At 48.1% G+C, this 17,521-nt stretch carries 18 protein-coding genes and 2 tRNA genes; 16 read left to right on the top strand and 4 right to left on the bottom strand.

The genetic code is table 11. The annotated features are described in order from the left end of the window. The first annotated feature begins 52 nt into the window (after positions 1–52). From AM231_RS19095 to AM231_RS19060, 8 genes are all read left to right on the top strand, one after another. Positions 53–128, top strand: a tRNA-Lys gene (locus tag AM231_RS19095). 39 nt (positions 129–167) lie between these two features. Further along, positions 168–250 (top strand) — tRNA-Leu (locus tag AM231_RS19090). A 207-nt stretch (positions 251–457) separates the two neighbouring features. Further along, positions 458–919, top strand: a complete 462-nt coding sequence (locus tag AM231_RS19085) for a KGG domain-containing protein (RefSeq protein WP_053491738.1) — start codon at positions 458–460, stop codon at positions 917–919. Between the two features lie 309 nt (positions 920–1,228). Further along, entirely contained in the window at positions 1,229–2,830 is a 1,602-nt protein-coding gene (locus AM231_RS19080) for a helix-turn-helix domain-containing protein (RefSeq protein WP_242615239.1), read from the top strand. 109 nt (positions 2,831–2,939) lie between these two features. Further along, positions 2,940–3,956 carry an ABC transporter substrate-binding protein gene (locus tag AM231_RS19075; RefSeq protein WP_054404043.1) on the top strand — a complete coding sequence of 339 codons (1,017 nt, stop codon included), beginning with the start codon at positions 2,940–2,942 and terminating at the stop codon, positions 3,954–3,956. A 40-nt stretch (positions 3,957–3,996) separates the two neighbouring features. After that, entirely contained in the window at positions 3,997–5,004 is a 1,008-nt protein-coding gene (locus AM231_RS19070; protein ID WP_054404042.1) for a FecCD family ABC transporter permease, read from the top strand. Next, positions 4,997–6,016 (top strand): FecCD family ABC transporter permease, encoded by a 1,020-nt coding sequence (locus AM231_RS19065; RefSeq protein ID WP_054404041.1) that lies wholly within the window; start codon positions 4,997–4,999, stop codon positions 6,014–6,016. Before AM231_RS19070 ends, AM231_RS19065 begins: the two co-directional genes overlap by 8 nt. Positions 6,017–6,041: 25 nt before the next feature. Further along, complete coding sequence (locus AM231_RS19060) at positions 6,042–7,736, top strand: alpha/beta hydrolase (RefSeq protein WP_054404040.1); 1,695 nt, start codon at positions 6,042–6,044, stop codon at positions 7,734–7,736. A gap of 100 nt (positions 7,737–7,836) precedes the next feature. Here AM231_RS19060 and AM231_RS19055 read toward each other — a convergent pair whose 3' ends face one another. Further along, entirely contained in the window at positions 7,837–8,418 is a 582-nt protein-coding gene (locus AM231_RS19055) for a hypothetical protein (RefSeq protein ID WP_242615238.1), read from the bottom strand. Positions 8,419–8,656: 238 nt separating this feature from the next. Here AM231_RS19055 and AM231_RS19050 point away from each other — a divergent pair, with 238 nt between their 5' ends. The 5 genes from AM231_RS19050 to AM231_RS19030 all read left to right on the top strand — a co-directional run bounded on the left by AM231_RS19050 (position 8,657) and on the right by AM231_RS19030 (position 11,074). Next, positions 8,657–9,022, top strand: coding sequence for a helix-turn-helix domain-containing protein (locus tag AM231_RS19050; protein WP_054404038.1), 366 nt, complete (start codon positions 8,657–8,659; stop codon positions 9,020–9,022). 380 nt (positions 9,023–9,402) lie between these two features. Continuing rightward, positions 9,403–9,822: an organic hydroperoxide resistance protein gene (locus AM231_RS19045; protein WP_054404037.1), complete on the top strand. Its 420-nt coding sequence runs from the start codon at positions 9,403–9,405 to the stop codon at positions 9,820–9,822. A 130-nt stretch (positions 9,823–9,952) separates the two neighbouring features. Then, on the top strand, positions 9,953–10,195 hold the full coding sequence (locus tag AM231_RS19040) for a zinc ribbon domain-containing protein (RefSeq protein WP_053491747.1): 243 nt from the start codon (positions 9,953–9,955) through the stop codon (positions 10,193–10,195). Positions 10,196–10,283: 88 nt separating this feature from the next. Further along, on the top strand, positions 10,284–10,562 hold the full coding sequence (locus AM231_RS19035) for a hypothetical protein (protein ID WP_054404036.1): 279 nt from the start codon (positions 10,284–10,286) through the stop codon (positions 10,560–10,562). Positions 10,563–10,651: 89 nt separating this feature from the next. Further along, complete coding sequence (locus tag AM231_RS19030) at positions 10,652–11,074, top strand: thiol-disulfide oxidoreductase DCC family protein (RefSeq protein ID WP_054404035.1); 423 nt, start codon at positions 10,652–10,654, stop codon at positions 11,072–11,074. Positions 11,075–11,084: 10 nt separating this feature from the next. On the opposite strand, the gene AM231_RS19025 is transcribed toward AM231_RS19030, so the two are convergent. The 3 genes from AM231_RS19025 to AM231_RS19015 form a co-directional block, all read right to left on the bottom strand. Then, on the bottom strand, positions 11,085–11,561 hold the full coding sequence (locus AM231_RS19025; RefSeq protein ID WP_054404034.1) for a FixH family protein: 477 nt from the start codon (positions 11,559–11,561) through the stop codon (positions 11,085–11,087). 39 nt (positions 11,562–11,600) lie between these two features. Next, the gene (locus AM231_RS19020) at positions 11,601–13,019 is read right to left on the bottom strand and encodes a PepSY-associated TM helix domain-containing protein (protein ID WP_054404033.1); all 1,419 of its coding nucleotides are present in this window, start codon (positions 13,017–13,019) and stop codon (positions 11,601–11,603) included. A gap of 72 nt (positions 13,020–13,091) precedes the next feature. Further along, positions 13,092–13,937: a thermonuclease family protein gene (locus AM231_RS19015; protein WP_054404032.1), complete on the bottom strand. Its 846-nt coding sequence runs from the start codon at positions 13,935–13,937 to the stop codon at positions 13,092–13,094. Between the two features lie 311 nt (positions 13,938–14,248). On the opposite strand from AM231_RS19015, the gene AM231_RS19010 reads away from it, so the two are divergent. The 3 genes from AM231_RS19010 to AM231_RS19000 are packed head-to-tail and all read left to right on the top strand — an operon-like array spanning position 14,249 to position 17,507. Continuing rightward, positions 14,249–15,403 (top strand): P-loop NTPase family protein, encoded by a 1,155-nt coding sequence (locus tag AM231_RS19010; protein ID WP_054404031.1) that lies wholly within the window; start codon positions 14,249–14,251, stop codon positions 15,401–15,403. Next, entirely contained in the window at positions 15,403–16,653 is a 1,251-nt protein-coding gene (locus AM231_RS19005) for a TadA family conjugal transfer-associated ATPase (RefSeq protein WP_054404274.1), read from the top strand. The genes AM231_RS19010 and AM231_RS19005 overlap by 1 nt, the downstream gene beginning before the upstream one ends. Then, positions 16,650–17,507: a type II secretion system F family protein gene (locus AM231_RS19000; RefSeq protein ID WP_054404030.1), complete on the top strand. Its 858-nt coding sequence runs from the start codon at positions 16,650–16,652 to the stop codon at positions 17,505–17,507. The genes AM231_RS19005 and AM231_RS19000 overlap by 4 nt, the downstream gene beginning before the upstream one ends. The last annotated feature ends 14 nt before the right edge of the window (positions 17,508–17,521 follow it).

The following is a 17,521-nucleotide window of genomic DNA, read 5'->3' as shown; positions in this document are numbered from 1 at the left end:
ATCCCCTACGGGTCACCACTTTCTTATATGGCAGCTGCACGATTGTCATCGAGAGCCATTAGCTCAGTTGGTAGAGCACCTGACTTTTAATCAGGGTGTCGAAGGTTCGAGTCCTTCATGGCTCACCAGTTTTATTATGCATCACAATGAGGTATCCCTTATATTATGCGGTAGTGGTGGAATGGCAGACACGCTATCTTGAGGGGGTAGTGGGTGTATACCCGTGGAGGTTCGAGTCCTCTCTACCGCATACAAAGAATGTAGAAGAATCCCGCATACTATGCGGGATTTTTTGCGTTTATATGAGAATTTATATGTGGAAACTCCCGGGTTTTATCGGTTTTCGCTGCGCGATTATGCATAACTGATGTTTCATCTCTGACAAAGCGGTTAATATCATATCGTGGACGAGTAACAACTTGTAAAACTTCCAAAAACCTATAAGGAGTGATTCAGAATGGCTAAGAACAATGACGGGAAAATGAGCCGTGAAGAAGCAGGACGTTTAGGTGGAGAAGCAACAGCGAACAATCATGACAAAGAGTTCTATCAAGAGATCGGTAAAAAAGGTGGAGAAGCAACCTCCAAATCTCATGACAAAGATTTCTATCAGGAAATTGGTCAAAAAGGCGGCGAAGCTACATCGAAGTCGCATGATAAAGAGTTCTATCAGGAAATCGGCCAAAAGGGCGGAGAAGCTACTTCCGAATCCCATGGCAAAGACTTTTATGAAGATATCGGCCGTAAGGGCGGCGAAGCAACTTCGGAAAGCCATGGACGCGAGTTCTATCAAGAGATTGGACAACAAGGCGGCGAAGCTCGTAGCAACAGCGGCAACGGGGACGGCAAGATGAGCCGTGAAGAAGCGGGCCGCAAAGGCGGAGAGGCGAGAGCTCGCCAACGCGACCGACGGAACTAATAACAACAATGCGGATAAGGGAAGAACGTTCCCTTGGAGGGGACAAGTATTCTCGCATACTAAAGATCCGCCTATATACACCCAATAAGCAGCCACGACTCCGGAAGGAGGCGCGGCTGCTTTCTTTTTGCCCTAAGATTATCACCATGGCCATAGGCTATAGAGACAAATCTACTGGACTTTTGAAATAACGTATGATACGTATATGATAATGATAACCATTCTCACTAAAAGTTAGGATCGATGAATATGTTAAATCTACCCCCGAATAGTGGCAGTACAGGAGATTCGCGATCATACGGCGGTCTCATGGCACGTTTATGGAATATAGATATTGTCCATGGACAGGAACTTTACTTGGAACAACAGCTGGCAGTGCAGCCTGCATTAATTATCCCCCTTAGCGGTGAAATAAGTTTGCAGCAGGCAGAGCAGCTCACTCGCATGAATAAAGACTGTGTTTATGTGTGTGCGGAAGGATCTACCTTCGGGATCACAAGTGGTAGTCACCCGGATTCAGAGGACCGCGAACAGGCTGCCGTCGCTATCCTGCATTTTGATTTTTATGGTGGGGGACCAGGCTACGATCAATTACATAAGGTGGACTCCGCTGATCTCATGCCCAGTGAAGGAGTTTTTAATATCAAGTCTAAGGAGCGTTTGCAGCTGGTCTGCCGCGGGATCTATATGGATTTTCACAGTGAGGAACCGATGAAGCATTGGAGGGCCCAGTTGGATTTTCAGGAGCTGTTGTACAGGCTAATGGCCGACATCAGCCCTTATACCAAGCATGATAAGCGGCAAGGGCTGCAGCGGGTGAAGGAATTTATTGATACGCATTATAACGAGGATCTAACGATGGAACAATTGGCCAATCTCTCCGAACTGAGCCCTAAATATTTTGTTGAGGTATTCAAGAAGATGTATGGCTGCAGCGCGATGGATTATTTGGCCCAGGTGCGTTTGAACAAGGCGAAGCAGCTGATGCTGGGATCGGATTCTTTGCTGCGTGAAGTGGCACATATGGTGGGATATAAGGATGAATTTTATTTTAGTCGTAAGTTTAAGAAGATGTTTGGCATTTCGCCATCTGCATATATGAAGACCCGGAAAAATAAACTGGCGATGTATGGCTCAACTTCCCTCTTGGGTTACGTCATGCCGCTGAATTTCACGCCATACGCTGCTCCGCTTCACCCGAAGTGGTCCCAGCATTACTATAATGTGCTTGGACCGGATATCCCCGTCCATCTGGATGCTTACCGCTTAAATCATAATAAATACGCTAATCTCGAGAAGCTGGCTGAGGCAAGGCCCGAGCTGATTGTCTGTGCGCATGGGGTCGAGAATTGGGAGAAGGAGCAGCTTCGGCTGATTGCCCCTCTCTACGAAATGCCGGGGGAGGGTTGGGAGTTCGATTTGCTCAGTCTCGCCAGGATGCTGGACAAGCTGCCTGAAGCAGAGCAGTGGATCGAAGAATTCCATCGCAAAATATCGGCCTATCGTGATCATCTATCCCATGCAATGGGGGGAGAACAGAGAGTTTTAACAGCCCGTCTGCATCAGGACGCTATGATGGCTTACAGTCATCCGGGTATACGGGAACTATTATTTGATTATTTTGATTTTCAGCCGGCACTGCTAGGAACCGCGGAGAACAATGAGCGTCTAACGATCGAGCAGATCAAGGAACTGCGCGCTGAGCATCTCCTTCTTCTGGTCCGGCAGGACTCGGATACGCTTGCCTATTGGAGAAAACTGCAGGCTTCACCGGAATGGTTGGCGCTTTCTGTGATCAGAGAGGGAGGTTTTCATTTATTGTCCTCCTACCCGTGGCGTGAGTATTCTCCCATAGCAATGGAACAGATGGCAGAGGAAGCATTCTTGATGTTTTCTGGAAATTGTCCATGACAAATCCGGTTATATGTCCATGGTGAATAGAGAGCAAATCCTATACTATAATCAATAATGATAATCATTATCAATTAATAGTGACCATGGAAGGGGTAACGAGAGAGAAATGAAACGAATGAAATGGATCTTGGGGTTATTAGTTGTATTTGCGCTGGTACTGTCCGCTTGCGGCGAGGGTAACGAAGCTAAAGATACAGGTGAAGCAAGCACGACTGAATCAACAAATAATAAGACTGCAGCTGAAGAGGATAACGCTACAAAGGAACAATCCGGCTCATCAGATACCAAAGTTGTAAAATACCTCGATCAGGAATATACACTCCCGTCCAAAACAGAGCGCATCGTCATCACGGGTGCCGTTGAAGCGATGGAAGACTCCATTGTATTGGATGTGAATCCTGTGGGAGCGATCAGCTTCGCAGGTACTTTCCCTCCACTGTTCGAATCGATTACGAAGGATGCCAAGTCGATTGGTGAGAAAACAGAGCCCAACTTTGAAACGATCCTATCGTTAAAACCTGACGTGATTTTAGGGTCTTCAAAATTCAAGCCGGAGGTCGTAGAACAATTGAATAAAATTGCCCCTACGATTCCTTATTCCCATGTATCTACGAACTGGGAGAGCAATTTGAGATTGCTGGGCGAGTTAAGCGGCAAGCAGGAGCAGGCAAAGCAAGAAATCACCAAGTATAAAGAAGACCTGGAGGCGGCCCGCACGACGATTGGAGACAGCTTGAAAGATAAAAAAGTTCTGGCGCTTCGGGTTCGTGGAGGAGAGATGTACATCTATCCGGCAGGCGTGTTCTTTAACCCGGTTCTATATGAAGATTTAGGGATTGCCGTACCGGCTGAGGTAGAAGCAGCGCAAGCGCAGGAGCTGATCTCCAAAGAGAAAATGGCAGAGATGAATCCGGATTATGTATTTATCCAGTTCTCACCGGAGGAGAACATGGAAACGCCGAACGCAATGGAAGAGCTGCAGAATGATCCTATCATGAAGAATCTTAAAGCATTCAAGAATGGAACTGCTTTTGTCAACGTGGTTGATCCGCTCGCTCAAGGTGGCACTGCATACAGCAAAATCGAGTTTTTGAAAGCTGCGGTTGAAAATCTTACAAAATAGCATCAACCATTCCAGTATAAACATATAAGGCGTGTTGTTCATGGGGTTCAAAAAATCACTGCCGGCTGTCATCCTTGTGATGGCCCCGGCAGTCTGTTTATTACTCATAGCGGCGTCCATCTTGTATGGGGCCAAGAATATTACGATGGATACCGTTTGGGATTCCATCTTTGCTTTTGATCCGGAGAGCATTGATCATCAGATTATTAGGAGTTCCAGACTGCCGCGAGTTGTCGGGGCGATGCTTATTGGTGCCTTCCTCGCTATATCTGGGGCGCTCATGCAGGGGATGACCCGAAACTATTTGGCGTCTCCCTCCATTATGGGTGTATCCGATGGTTCCGTGTTTGCCGTGACTTTATTTATGGTATTCATGCCGAATGCCAGTTCAAGCATGTACATCGTCAGTTCTTTGGTCGGTTCTGCGATCGGAGCAGGCGTAGTATTTGGTTTGGCATGGCTCATACCGGGCGGGCTTAGTCCGGTCCGATTGGCTATCCTTGGAACCGTAATCGGGACTTTTCTTAGCGGGACTGCGGAAGCTCTAGCTGCTTATTTTCAGATATCCCAAAGTATTAGCTTCTGGTATAATGCCCGCTTGCACGCCATGGATCCTGAGCTGATCAAGCTGAGCATTCCTTTTGCTATCGTTGGTTTATGTCTTGCGATCGTGCTGTCCAAATCGATTACGCTTTTGTCCCTTGGCGACGAAACAGCTAGGGGATTAGGTGTCAAAATATGGGTGGTCAAAGGGCTAGCGATGCTGGCGGTTGTGATCTTGACTGGAGTATCCGTGGCGCTGGCAGGGAAGATTGCTTTTGTGGGCTTGATTGTTCCCCATATTGCAAGGTTCCTATCAGGCTCTGATTACCGATGGATCATCCCCGTATCAGGCGTGCTTGGCTGTACATTCCTTGCACTGTGTGACATTCTCGCGCGGTTTGTGAACGCTCCCTTTGAGACGCCGGTCGGTGTCATCACAGCGCTCATCGGCGTTCCATTCTTCCTCTATCTGATCAAGACGAGGGGAGGGGCTCAGCGTGCGTAACCCGTATTATCGATTCTCGATTGTTCTTACCGGGGGAATTCTGTTTGTACTGGCAGCCGTTTATTTCAGTCTGACCAACGGAACGTTTGAGATCTCCATAAAAGAAGTATTCCAGACGCTGTTTCGGATGAATGCCAATGCCGACTTTGATCTTGTTGTTTTTGAATTCAGGCTCCCGCGTATTGTGCTTGGTGCACTCGTCGGGTTCGCGCTGGGTATAGCGGGTGCGGTTATCCAGGGAGTTACCCGTAACGGACTGGCAGATCCGGGCATTCTCGGCATCAATGCAGGTGCAGGCATGGCAGTTGTATTGTTTATGTTCTTGCTGCAAGGGCAGATCCAGCTGACAGGCTGGCTTGGAGTAATGATGATGCCTATGTTCGGGATCGCGGGTGGTTTGGCTGCGACGACCGCCATATATATGTTTGCTAGAGAAAATGGAAAGCTGGATCCGCAGCGGCTCATACTTGTGGGCATCGCGATCGCATCCGGCTTTGGAGCCGTCACCATGTATGTATCGCTCAAAATGAACCCGAAAGATTATGAAGCGGCGGCTGCCTGGCTGGCCGGCAGTCTTCACAGCGCTAATTGGAAGTTTGTGGTGACCATGCTTCCGTGGCTCGTTATTTTGCCGCCTGTCATTTGGCTTCGCTCACAAGTGCTCGATTTGTTCCAGTTAAGCGAGGAAAGCGTGAAGAGTGTCGGGGTATCTGTCGAGCGTGAGAAGAATATATTGCTTTTATGCAGTATTGGGCTGGTCAGCGCGAGCGTGGCCGTTTCCGGCAGCATCGGATTTGTTGGTCTGATCGCTCCACATCTTGCGAGACAGCTAGTCGGATTACGGCACAGGCATATCTTACCTCTTAGCGGGATTGCAGGCATGGCGATTGTGGTCATTGGCGACTTTATCGGCAGAACGATATTTGCTCCGGCGGAGCTGGCTGCAGGCATTGTAGTGTCTATCATCGGGATACCGTATTTTATCTATTTATTAATTCGCATGAGAAAATAAAAAGACATCTCTTGGGGAGGCTCACATGAATCGTTATCAGCAGCTGATGGTTGAAGAAAGAGAACTCATACTGTATTTACCTCCTTCTTATGAAGAATCGGACCGTTCCTATCCTGTCGCTTATGTACATGATGAAGGAGATCTGTTTACAGACTGCCTGAACTATCTGGACCATCTGTTTGCTGCTGGCCGATTGGATGAGGTTATATTGGTCGGAATATCTTCAGTGGACCGGAATCGCGAGTACACGCCTTGGCCGGCAAAGCCGCTAGTGGAGAGCAGTCTTCCTTTTGGCGGAGATGGCAGGGCCTATGTCGATGAGATTGCCGATGTTATCAAAGCATACATAGACAGAGAGTATCGAACGCTGGCAGAACCCGAACATACGGCGATCATTGGCGGTTCCTTTGGCGGTCTGATCTCCATATTTGCAGGATACTGGCGTCCCGAAATTTTCGGTCGGATCGGCATGCTGTCGGCCTCGTTGTGGTACGAGGGAGTGATGGATTATATTACGCAGCAAGGGCCGCTGCCAGCCGGGCTGAAGGTCTATATGTCCATAGGTCAGCTGGAAGGTGTTTATAAGAAAAATGCGCAGAAAAATATGTTCCCGAATAATGTGGAGGCCCATCGCTATTGGAGCGAACAAGGGGTTAGCCCGGACCGGCTGCACCTGGTGGTAGATCCAGATGGAACCCATGATCCTATCTTTATGGCCAAAAGATTTCCGGATGCGCTCCAGTGGTTGCTCAATAGGGGAGCAGAGCAACAAGCGTCAGCGAAGAGGCAAACCCAACATGAGGGTACGGATTATCACGAACAGCACAATGAGCACAATAACCCAGACAACCAAGATAACCAAGATAGCCAAGATAGCCAAGATAGCCAAGATAGCCAAGATAGCCAAGATAGCCAAGATAGCCAAGGAAAAAACTCTTTGTTCCACGTTCCTGGAACGCTGACCTGGTCCATGCAGTCCAATGTGACTGGTCGCAAATACCGTATTTTCATAGCCGAACCGATGGGGCCTCCGCCAGAGGGGGGATATCCGGTGTTATACTCGCTGGACGCGAATGCAACCTTTGGAACCCTGGCTGAAGCCATTCGCCTACAATCCCGCACACCCCGCGGTATACCGTCAGCTCTGATCGTCGGCATCGGCTTTGAAAGCGACAGTCCTATCGTGAGCGACGAGCGTTTCTATAACTTTACTGAATTTGCGGCTGACGATGAGCTGCCCGTTCGTCCAAACGGAATGAAATGGCCAGAGACAGGGGGCATTGAGGTATTCCTTACGTTCATTGAGCATCAGCTGAAACCGGCAGTGGAGAAACAATACGCCGTGAACCGTTCGAAACAGGCACTGTTCGGACATTCGCTCGGTGGTTTTTTTACCCTCTATACACTTTTTACGAGACCACACGTCTTCCAGCGCTACATTGCAGCATCTCCATCGGTGTGGTGGAAGAACCATGTGCTATATAAGCGATGGGAAGAGGGAGAAATTCGTTCTCAGCAGAATGAGCAGCGTAAGGAACTGCGTTTATACGTTGGGTCGGAGGAGAAACCGTCCATGGTTCAGGACGCTAGAGAATTGTATGCGTTTCTGAAGGAGCATACAGAGGTGCTGGAGACCACTTTTAATGAAATCGAGGGAGAAGGTCATGTCTCCGTGCTGCCTACGCTCATAAGCCCTCTGCTTCGTTTTGTGAGCGAATGAGCGCATGATAAGCGGTGGACACCTATATGTATGAATAAGCAGCCTCAAACCCTGTATGAAGGGATATGGAGGCTGTTTATTTGGTGTTGTATGATGAAGGTTATTCAGACAATTCAGGGTTATCCAGGATGGAGGAATATTTGGGGTATAATCTGCGGATGCAATCCGGACATATATCATGGGTGAACTCAATCGGAAGGCGGTTCTCCAAATAGCTCTCCACAGGCTCCCATCCTTCGCCATGACGAACATATTTGCATACGGCACAAATGGGAATATGCCCGGGAAGAGGGACGCTGTGAGCCAGTGCCTGCTCCAAGAGCTGTTCTCTGCGCTTAAACTTTGTAATATCACTGAACGATATGATGGCCCCCTGAATCTGCTTCTCCTTGCTAATGAGCAGGGGCAGCACCTCGCATAGAACCCAATTCTCCTGGCCCATCCACCTAATTACATATTCAAATGAGTAATCCGACTGCTTGCCCTGCGTAACATCTCTTATGGAGGGCATATTCAACTCTTGAAAAAAATGATCCAGCGAAGTCAAACCTACAGATTGAGAAGTGAGATCAAAAAAAGAAATTCCCTGCCGCTTAAAATTAGGAGGGAAGCCTATTCGTTCGGCCATCGTCACAAGCGGATCGTTCATTCTGTCGATGATGCCATCTATATTAATGATCATGAGTCCCTTATTCAAGGAGTGAACTGCATTATTCCAAGAAGTGTTCCCGGCATCATAGGGCAAACTACTCGCTCCTCGTACTAAATAGACTCATGAGTAAAAGATACAATCTTTTCATGAGTACTATGGTATAATTTAGGCAATACATATCGATTATATACTTAATTAAGTAATTATGCAAGAGAAAAATACTTAAATAAGTAAGTTTTTTGAAAAGAACCAGGAAGGCGGTTGTTTGATGCAGTCTATTTACCAACGAATCGAACATCTTATAGAAAGCCGGGGTATGACTAAGAAGGCGTTTTGTGCCACCCTCGGAATCAGCACAGGGAATTTTGGTGACTGGAAGAGGGGAAAAACAACGCCGAGCACGAATAAATTGATTGAAATTGCGGCATTTTTTTCCGTCAGCTTGGATTGGTTGATTATTGGCAAAGGCAGCCCCACGCCGCGCATCAAGGAGACCAGTGGTGAATATGAAGTCGATCCAGAGATGCTGGAACTTCCTTTGATCTCCGAATTGGCTGAACATGAGAAGGAGTTCATCCGTGAGTATATCGAGTTCTCCGCCTACCGGAAAGAGAAGCGCAACGATAAAAGCTAGTGGAGGCAAGCGCTTTTTGGGCAACCCATAATTTGGCTCTTTACTTTTGCTTCAGGGATTTGTATAATAGGGAATGTTCGCTACAGAACTTCCCTTATAATCTGCGGTAGTGGTGGAATGGCAGACACGCTATCTTGAGGGGGTAGTGGGTGTATACCCGTGGAGGTTCGAGTCCTCTCCATAATTTTAGAAAGAAGCTGTATATCAAGTGGGTTAACGCTTGATGTGCAGCTTTTTTTGTTTCTCCGCATAATTGTGCCTCTAAGCTATCAGTTATGGTGTATTTTCCATCCAATCTCCCCTTTTTCGTTTCAATTCCTACTGTAAGTTTAAAGAGTACATGTAGAGAACATAATAGGGCATGAAGGAGATGAACGAGCATGAAAGCACTATACACAGCTGATGTAAAAGTCATTGGAGGCCGCGAAGGCTCGGTTGAATCTACGGATGGAGTTCTTAAGCACAAATTAAGCATGCCGAAGGAACTTGGAGGACCTGGCGGAGACGGGACCAACCCCGAGCAGCTATTTGCGGCTGGTTATGGAGCCTGCTACGAAAGCGCCTTGGCTAATATAGCCCGTAAGGAGGGCATCGAGCTTAAGGATGTCGTGATTCATTCTCAGGTGATGATTGGAAAAGATGAGGGCGCTGACGGCTTCAAGCTTGCAGTAAAGCTGAAGATTGAAATGCCAGGTCTGGATAAGAGCCAGGCAGAGGACCTTGCTAAAAAGGCCCATGCATTCTGCCCTTATTCCAAAGCAACCCGCGGGAACATCGACGTGGAGTTAAGTGTAGTTTAAGGATAGAAGACCGAAGATGATCCTCCGTCTTGGAGGGTCATCTTTTTTTGAAGCAGTGGCTGATATGAAACTTTTTGCATGTCGTCTCGTATTTCTGCTATAAACTACAAATGAAAAAGGGGCGTTTAGGATGCGCATTGAACAAATGATAGAGCAGCGGTTTGTATGCAGCAAATGCGGCGGCAATCATTGCCAGACGAAAGAGGTCTCCATGTCAGGAGCGGGGCTTAGCAAAATGTTTGATATCCAGCACAACCACTACCTGTTTGTCTCCTGTACCAACTGCGGATATGTAGAAGTGTTTAACCCGGATATACTGGAAGGGAAAAAGCGTGGTCAGCTTGGGTCGATTCTGGATGTGTTCTTCGGTTGACATCAACCTTAAAATTCTTTAATATGACTAAGTACCAGAAAGTACAAATGAGTCACAAGGAATTTAAATAAAATAAACGGGTGATGACATGCCATACAGACCGCAGATTAAAGACGTGACCACAGCTGGAACCAATGACAAGGAAGGGCTATACGAGTTCATTATCCACACGACTGACGGAACGGACATCCGCGTATTCTATAACCGTTTCCCGGAATGGAAACTAACTGCGCTTAGCCGACTTGGGAAAGTACCTTGCCCGGTTTGCCGTAAGGATTTCATATGCAAATGCATGGACAAATTCTCGAATGAATTCGACCAGCAGATGCGGGACGGCGAGTGGCTGAACAAAGCTGCCGCGGAATAAACCAAAAAAGCGTACTTGATCAAGCGTAGGAGAGGGCTCCTGCGTTTTTTCTTTTTTTAAGGGTTTGTGAAGGGAGGCATTAGAAGGATATGAGTCATTCAACTGATGATCCTAAGGAATCGGCCATTGTGCTGATTGATGGTGTGTGCCATATGTGTCAGGGGTTAACCCAGTTCATTATCCGGAGAGACCCTAGAGGTGTCTTTCGCTTTGCCTCACTCCAATCCGAGATTGGGCAAGAGCTGCTAAGGCAGGGAGGAATGAGTGAAAGCTCTATTGATACTATGGTGCTGATTGAGAATGGAAAGTATTACACAAGATCGACCGGCGCTCTACGTATTGCACGGCGTCTTCGTTTTCCTTGGTCGCTGTCTTATGTGTTCATCCTGATTCCTCTATTCTTACGGAATCTGGTGTATCGCTGGGTGGCAAGAAACCGGTATCGGTGGTTCGGTCAATCCAGTGAATGCATGATCCCAACGCCGGAGATCCGGCGCCGGTTTCTGCCCTAATCCAGCTTTATTAATGATGATGCTCTGCTGTACCCTCTTGAAAGGTAGGAGTTCCCGCTTGCAGGTAGGCAAGCTCGTCCTCAGACAGTTTGCCTACGGCGAACGGTTTCTGGGGAATGATAATGGAACCGTTGTTGCCACTGTGAAGTTTGATGAAATACAGCCCTTCTTTATCGAAGGTTTTGGTTACTGTATAGACGCCATCACCGACCTCCACCGCATCTGTCATGGGATCCCGCAGGGAGCCGTCATTGCTCCACAGCTCGTAATGAACGAAATCTGCATCCGGTACTCTTTGACCGTCTTGGGTGAGGGTAATCTCGATGGTTTCCGGCTGATGTATGGATAAGGTTTCAGGAATGTTTACCTCGGCAATCAGCGGAATTTCTTTTTCATACCGGTTGGCTGCATCGGGACTGGCTGTACAAGCGCTCAGCAGCAGGGCCGCTAGCAGTACAGTTAATACAATACGGCTTTTTATGATCATCAAATACTTCCCCCTTATTATCGATCGCGTGATAATGGATCAGGCATTTAGGAAATTCTTGATTGTTGGTACCCTCCTAACAATGACATAATCAATGATCCACACGATGATGAGAGATAGGCCTACAAGCGGGAACAGAATACCGAAGGCAATGAGCAGCAGAAGAAACAGCCTTGTTTTCTTGGCATTGGCTGCAGGCGCTTTGGGTGCTCCCAGCCCATGATCCGGTTTTCGTTTCCACCACAAGTACAAACCACTTGCCACAATTAAAATGATCCCCATACATATAAGCAAACTGAAGATCTGATTGACGATACCGAATTGGGTTCCTTTGTGCAGCGTAATGCCAAGGGCAACCGCTTTGCCAACGAATCCGTAATGATCATAGCGATAATCAGCCAGCACTGCGCCGCTGTACTGGTCGATATGCATGGTGGTTTCATCCTGGGCTTTCGGTGGATAGGCCGACAACGTGTACACACCGTCCGCTTGCTGCGGGATGCTAATGGTGTAGCTTGGATGTATTCCTTCGCTTCGGGCTACGTACATGACATCTTCAATCGGAAGCGGAGTAAAGTCGGAGATGGTGGAGTTGGGTACTTCCAGATTTTCGGCCGCCCAAGGCACCTCTGCCACTTCCTTCGTCTGAACCACATGAGAGGAAGGGGCACTGCCTGACCAGATGGAAGGGGGATAACCGGCACCGGTATTGGTTGCTACAGTTTGAAAATTACTGCCCCACAGGCCCGACCAGGGAAGCCCGGTCATGATGAGAAACAGCATGCCAGCTGCAATCCAGAATGCGGGAACGGCGTGCAAGTCCCGGCGAAGAATCTGCTTGCCTTTGCCGAACCTCGGGTATAGGATGCCTGCGAGGCTTCTTTTCTTCTTGCTTTTGTTTTTATTTTTCGGGAACCATAAAAATAATCCGGTGAAAATAAGCACGATCGCCCAGCAGGCGGCAAGCTCCACGATCCGGTCGCCGATGGTCCCAACCATCAGCTCCCCGTGAAACTCCTCGATTTTGTCCATGATCCGGTCTTTATCTTTCAGCTCGCCAATCTTATCTCCCGTATAGGGGTCCATGAATACAGTCATGGATTCGCCCCCTGAGGTCAAACTGATCTCCGTAGAGCGGGAGTCCGACTCACCGGGGCGGTATTTCATGATGGTGGCGTCAGGGTAGAGTTCTTTCACTTGTCCGACCAGCTTGCTGGGTGTTATACGTTCCACTTGAGGGGTTATCGTGTAGTAATCCCGATATAATGCTTGTTCAATCTGAGGCTTAAATAAGTAAACGGAGCCAGTGATAGCCAGGATGATCAGAAAAGGTGCGAAAATGATGCCGGCATAAAAATGCCATCTCCAGATGATTTTGTACAATGCGGCAGAGCTTGGATTTGATGCTTGACGTTCACTTTCATTTGGTTTAGATACTGGAGTTTTTCTTTTCCCCATGACTCGTGGCTCCTTTTCCTTACGGCTCAAATTTATATAAGATGAACATATGTGTTCATTTCATATACAATATTACTTAAGCGGTGCCCGGAAACCGGCCTGCACGGCTTCTTTCTCACTGCAGAACCACTGTTCTTGCTTGGTACGCTCATAATATGGGGAGTCGGGCGTGTGGTAGATTTTTTCACCTTTGGAGTTGATATTGCCTTTAATGTTGCAGCCTTGCTGTTGTTTCTGAGGTTTCTCAGTCGGGACCTTGCTTGCGGTTGTGCTAGTGCTATTGCTGCCAGTGGCTCCTTCGTGTTCTTCCGGATGAAATCCATCTTCCTGTGCGTAGTTCTCTACACTCCATATGCCGATAGCCTTGTTGCGGCTTATTCGTTGCAAATCGTCAAACTTGTCCACATAACGGGTGTTGGGCGGATAGATGTAGGCTACGCGTGCAAGTCCCTGTTCAAGTAATGATTCCTGGACCATCTTTCCGTCAGCATACACGTAAGCAAGCAGCCTGGAGTATTTGTCGCGGTTTGGACCGATATCAAACTCCAATTCAAGCTTCTTAGCCTGTTCCACGAGCTCTTTGGTATATGATTTCGCCTCAGGCCCGAATGGCTGTACACCCAGTTTTGGATGGCTTGTCTCAGGTGTATCGATCAGAAGCATGCGAACATTTTCCTTTTTGCCCTCAAACATCACACTGATGGTATCTCCGTCAATGGATTTCACCAGTTCTACGGGTACCCGCGGAAGATTCAGATCATCGGTGGGATAGGTCGTTTGCTTGGAATTCGTCTTGTCGGGGGATGTAACGGTTGTTGCGGTATCTTGGTTCGATGTCGCCGGGGACATCAGCGGCTGGCTGCAGCCTGACAATAGAAGCAAGGCAGTTAGCATGGCGGTTAACATTCGTTTATTCACTTGTTGTCACTCTCCTGAGCTTGGAAGTATTGTTTTAATTGGTTTAGGAGTTTATAAGTTACATCTATATAAGAAGTTACTATATAGAGAACGTTCGTTCTAAGTCTTTATAGTAGGACATATATCCTTGTTTTGACAATAGTGATTAAGGGCTATCTATATATAAAAATAAAATCTTGCTGTTCATCTGCAACTGTGATATTCTAATGTCAAATTATAACAGGCGCAACGGAAGCACCGTTCATTGACCGCATTTATGCGGCTTTGACGGTGCTTTTTTGTCGTTGCTACAGAAGAGAGGGATTGGCCTTATGATACCGGCCCGACTTGTGCTGGCAGTGCAGGATTCCCGGTATGTTGAACCGCTGCTGAATTATGTGCATGGAAGCTCTTATGGATCGGCTCTTCAAGTGACCGCATTTACCCGTACAGATTCGTTCCTTCGTTATATGGAGACGGGAGAGGTGCCGAATTTGGTCGTAGGTGATACGGAAATGCTGGAGTGTTGGCATGCCAGAGGAGAAGTTAACGTCCCTTGGCTGCACTTAAGTGAAGGCAATACAGCCATCTCTCTTATGGAAGATGGTAAGAGTACCCCCAAGTACCAGCCGCTGCCTCAGCTTCTGGATGTCATACTCAGCCACTGCAAGCGAAGCGGGGGGACTGCAGAGAAGCTGAATGCCGGCAACACACCGATACTCGGCATTGTTTCTCCACTGGGCGGAAGCGGGAAGTCGACCATAGCGATGAACATGGCGAAGCAGCTGGGTGTTCTGGGCTTGAGGGTTTTCTATCTTAATTTGGAGACCGTGAACAGCAGCGTTTTATTTCCTTCCGGTTCTGTAGGTATGGAGGGAAGCTTTTCAAGATTGTTGTACGACATGAAGGCCGCACAAGAACCGATCTCAGGGAGCGAGTTGTCGGTAACCTCATATATTATCCGGCATCATGGCCTGAAGTGTGATTCTTTTGAGCCCAATTTTAATGTGAAGGAAATGGCGGAGATGAATCGGGAGGACACAGCATTGTTGTTGAATTCTCTTGTCTCTTCCAATCATTACGATGTCATCGTGGTGGATACGGAAGAGTATATGGGAGAACGAATGCAAGCCGTTCTCGAACAGGCGGGACTGCTGATTTGGGTGCTATTAGATGACCTTATTAGCGTACATAAAAGCGGTGTATGGATCGATCAATTGGAACAGAGGTATCCTGCCCTTTATGAAAGCGTAAGGAAACGGAGCACATTCATTGTCAACCGGTTTACAGGCCAGCTTGTGAACAATTTCCCTCGTAAAGATATCAACATAGACGGCGTACTGCCCTATATACCTTCATGGAAACAGCTCCATCAAGAAGAACTGCTGTTGTCCTCTCCAATCTATCAGAGAGAGGTATTAAAGCTCTGCCAGCAGCTGCTGGAGGGCTCGGGCATTATGGCGATACAAGCGGGTGGTGGACGATGATGACGGAGGATCCATTCAAGTCAGTTCGTGATCAGGTGCGCTCCGAGCTTGATATGAGTTCCAGCGTTTCCAACTCGGAATTAATGGTCCGCATCGAGGAGATGGTGTGGAGAAGACGCGAGCTTATGGAGCTGACGGCGACGGAGAAGCGTAGGCTGGTGCGCAGGGTATATGATTCTTTTCGCGGACTGGATGTGCTTCAGCCTCTGGTGGATAACCCAAGAATCACGGAAATTATGATTAACAGCCATAAGGATATATTCATTGAGCAAGATGGCGAGGTTCAGAAGCTGCCAGTTCAGTTTGAGTCCCAGAACCGTTTGGAAGATATCATACAGAGCATTGTCGGTACGGTAAACCGTGTGGTGAATGAATCAACACCCATCGTGGATGCCAGGTTAAAGGACGGCTCCAGGGTTAACATCGTGCTTCCTCCCATAGCACTGAAGGGTCCGACCATGACGATTCGGAAGTTTCCGGAATTACCGATGACGATGAATGATTTGGTTAGGAGGGAAGCTTTGACGGAGGAGGCGGCCGAACAGCTTCGTATCTTGGTCAAGGGGAAGTACAACATTTTTATAGGGGGCGGAACAGGTTCAGGAAAGACAACCTTCTTGAATGCCTTGTCACAGTATATTCCGCCAGATGAACGTGTCATTACGATTGAGGATTCGGCTGAACTGAAGATTGTAACTGTCCCGAATCTTGTGTCCTTGGAGACCCGGAATGCCAACACAGAAGGCCGGGGAGAAATAGCGATACGCGACCTTATCCGTTCCTCATTACGGATGCGTCCCAATCGAATCGTGGTGGGCGAGGTGCGGGGCAGCGAGGCGCTGGATATGTTGCAGGCGATGAATACGGGACATGACGGGAGTTTATCTACCGGTCATGCGAACAGCACGCAGGACATGATAAGTCGCTTGGAGACAATGGTGCTGAGCGGAGCGGATCTCCCGATTAGCGTCGTACGTCAGCAGATTAGTTCGGCAATTGATATATTTGTTCATTTATCCCGGCTTCGTGATCGGTCGCGGCGCGTAACCGAGATTAGCGAAGTGATAGGAATGCAGGACGGCGAGGTTCTGCTGAATCGCCTGTATCGTTTCCGCGAAACAGGCGAGTCAGAGGGACGTGTGATCGGACGTCTGGAGCCCTGCGGCAATCCGCTCCATTCCGTGGACAAGCTTCATATGGCCGGGATTACAGCGTGGCCGCTGCAGAAGATTACGGAGGTGACGGGATGAAACGATCCCAGAGTTCAGCCTTAATTCCGAAGCGGAATCGGAGGGAGCGGGTGGCGAAGGAGAGAAAGGGGGACAGGCAGGCCGAGTCTGCTGCTGCAGCCCGTACAAACACCTTACCTGATTACAGCGTATACCACCTTTCGATGGGTCAGAGAACGGGGTGCATAATCGTTGGCGGCCTGCTGTTTTTTTTCATCGGTTATCTATTTTATCATCATGTGATCTTGTCCCTGTTACTGAGCGCAGGAGGCTTGATTGTTCCCCGGTTTTGGCGGCAGTTCATGTTGAAACGCAGACGTAACACACTCAATCTTCACTTTAAGCAAGCGTTATATTCCCTGTCCTCTTCCTTGTCTGCTGGACGGTCGGTAGAGAACGGGTTCAGGGATGCTGTTCAGGATCTGCTGCTTCTCGATCCGGGAGGTAATAGTGATTTAATCTTTGAGCTGAAAGTCATTGTGTCCCGCTTGGAATATGGTGAGCCAATTGAATTGGCGCTGCAGGATTTTGCCCGGAGGGCGGGGATGGAGGATATCTCCAACTTTGCGGATGTGTTCTCGACTTGTAAACGGACAGGTGGCGATTTGGTTGAAGTCGTGCGCAGAACTTCATCTATTATCGGTGAGAAGTTGGATATCCAGCAGGAGATATCCGTCATGATTGCCCAGAAGCGGTTCGAATCCAAGGCACTGCTTGCCGCGCCGTTCCTTCTGCTGCTGTTTATGAATATGACGTCTCCTGATTATATGGAGCCTATGTACAGCGGAGCAGGGATTGTTATCTCTACAGTCGCACTGACAGCATTAGGTGGCTGCTTCTTGTGGATCAACAAAATGATGAACATCAAAGTGTAAGGAGGTGAAACGGC

Source organism: Paenibacillus solani (assembly GCF_001277345.1).
Classification (GTDB): domain Bacteria; phylum Bacillota; class Bacilli; order Paenibacillales; family Paenibacillaceae; genus Paenibacillus_AQ; species Paenibacillus_AQ solani.
Note: the sequence above shows the minus strand (reverse complement) of the source record. Positions and strands in the feature narration are given on the sequence as shown.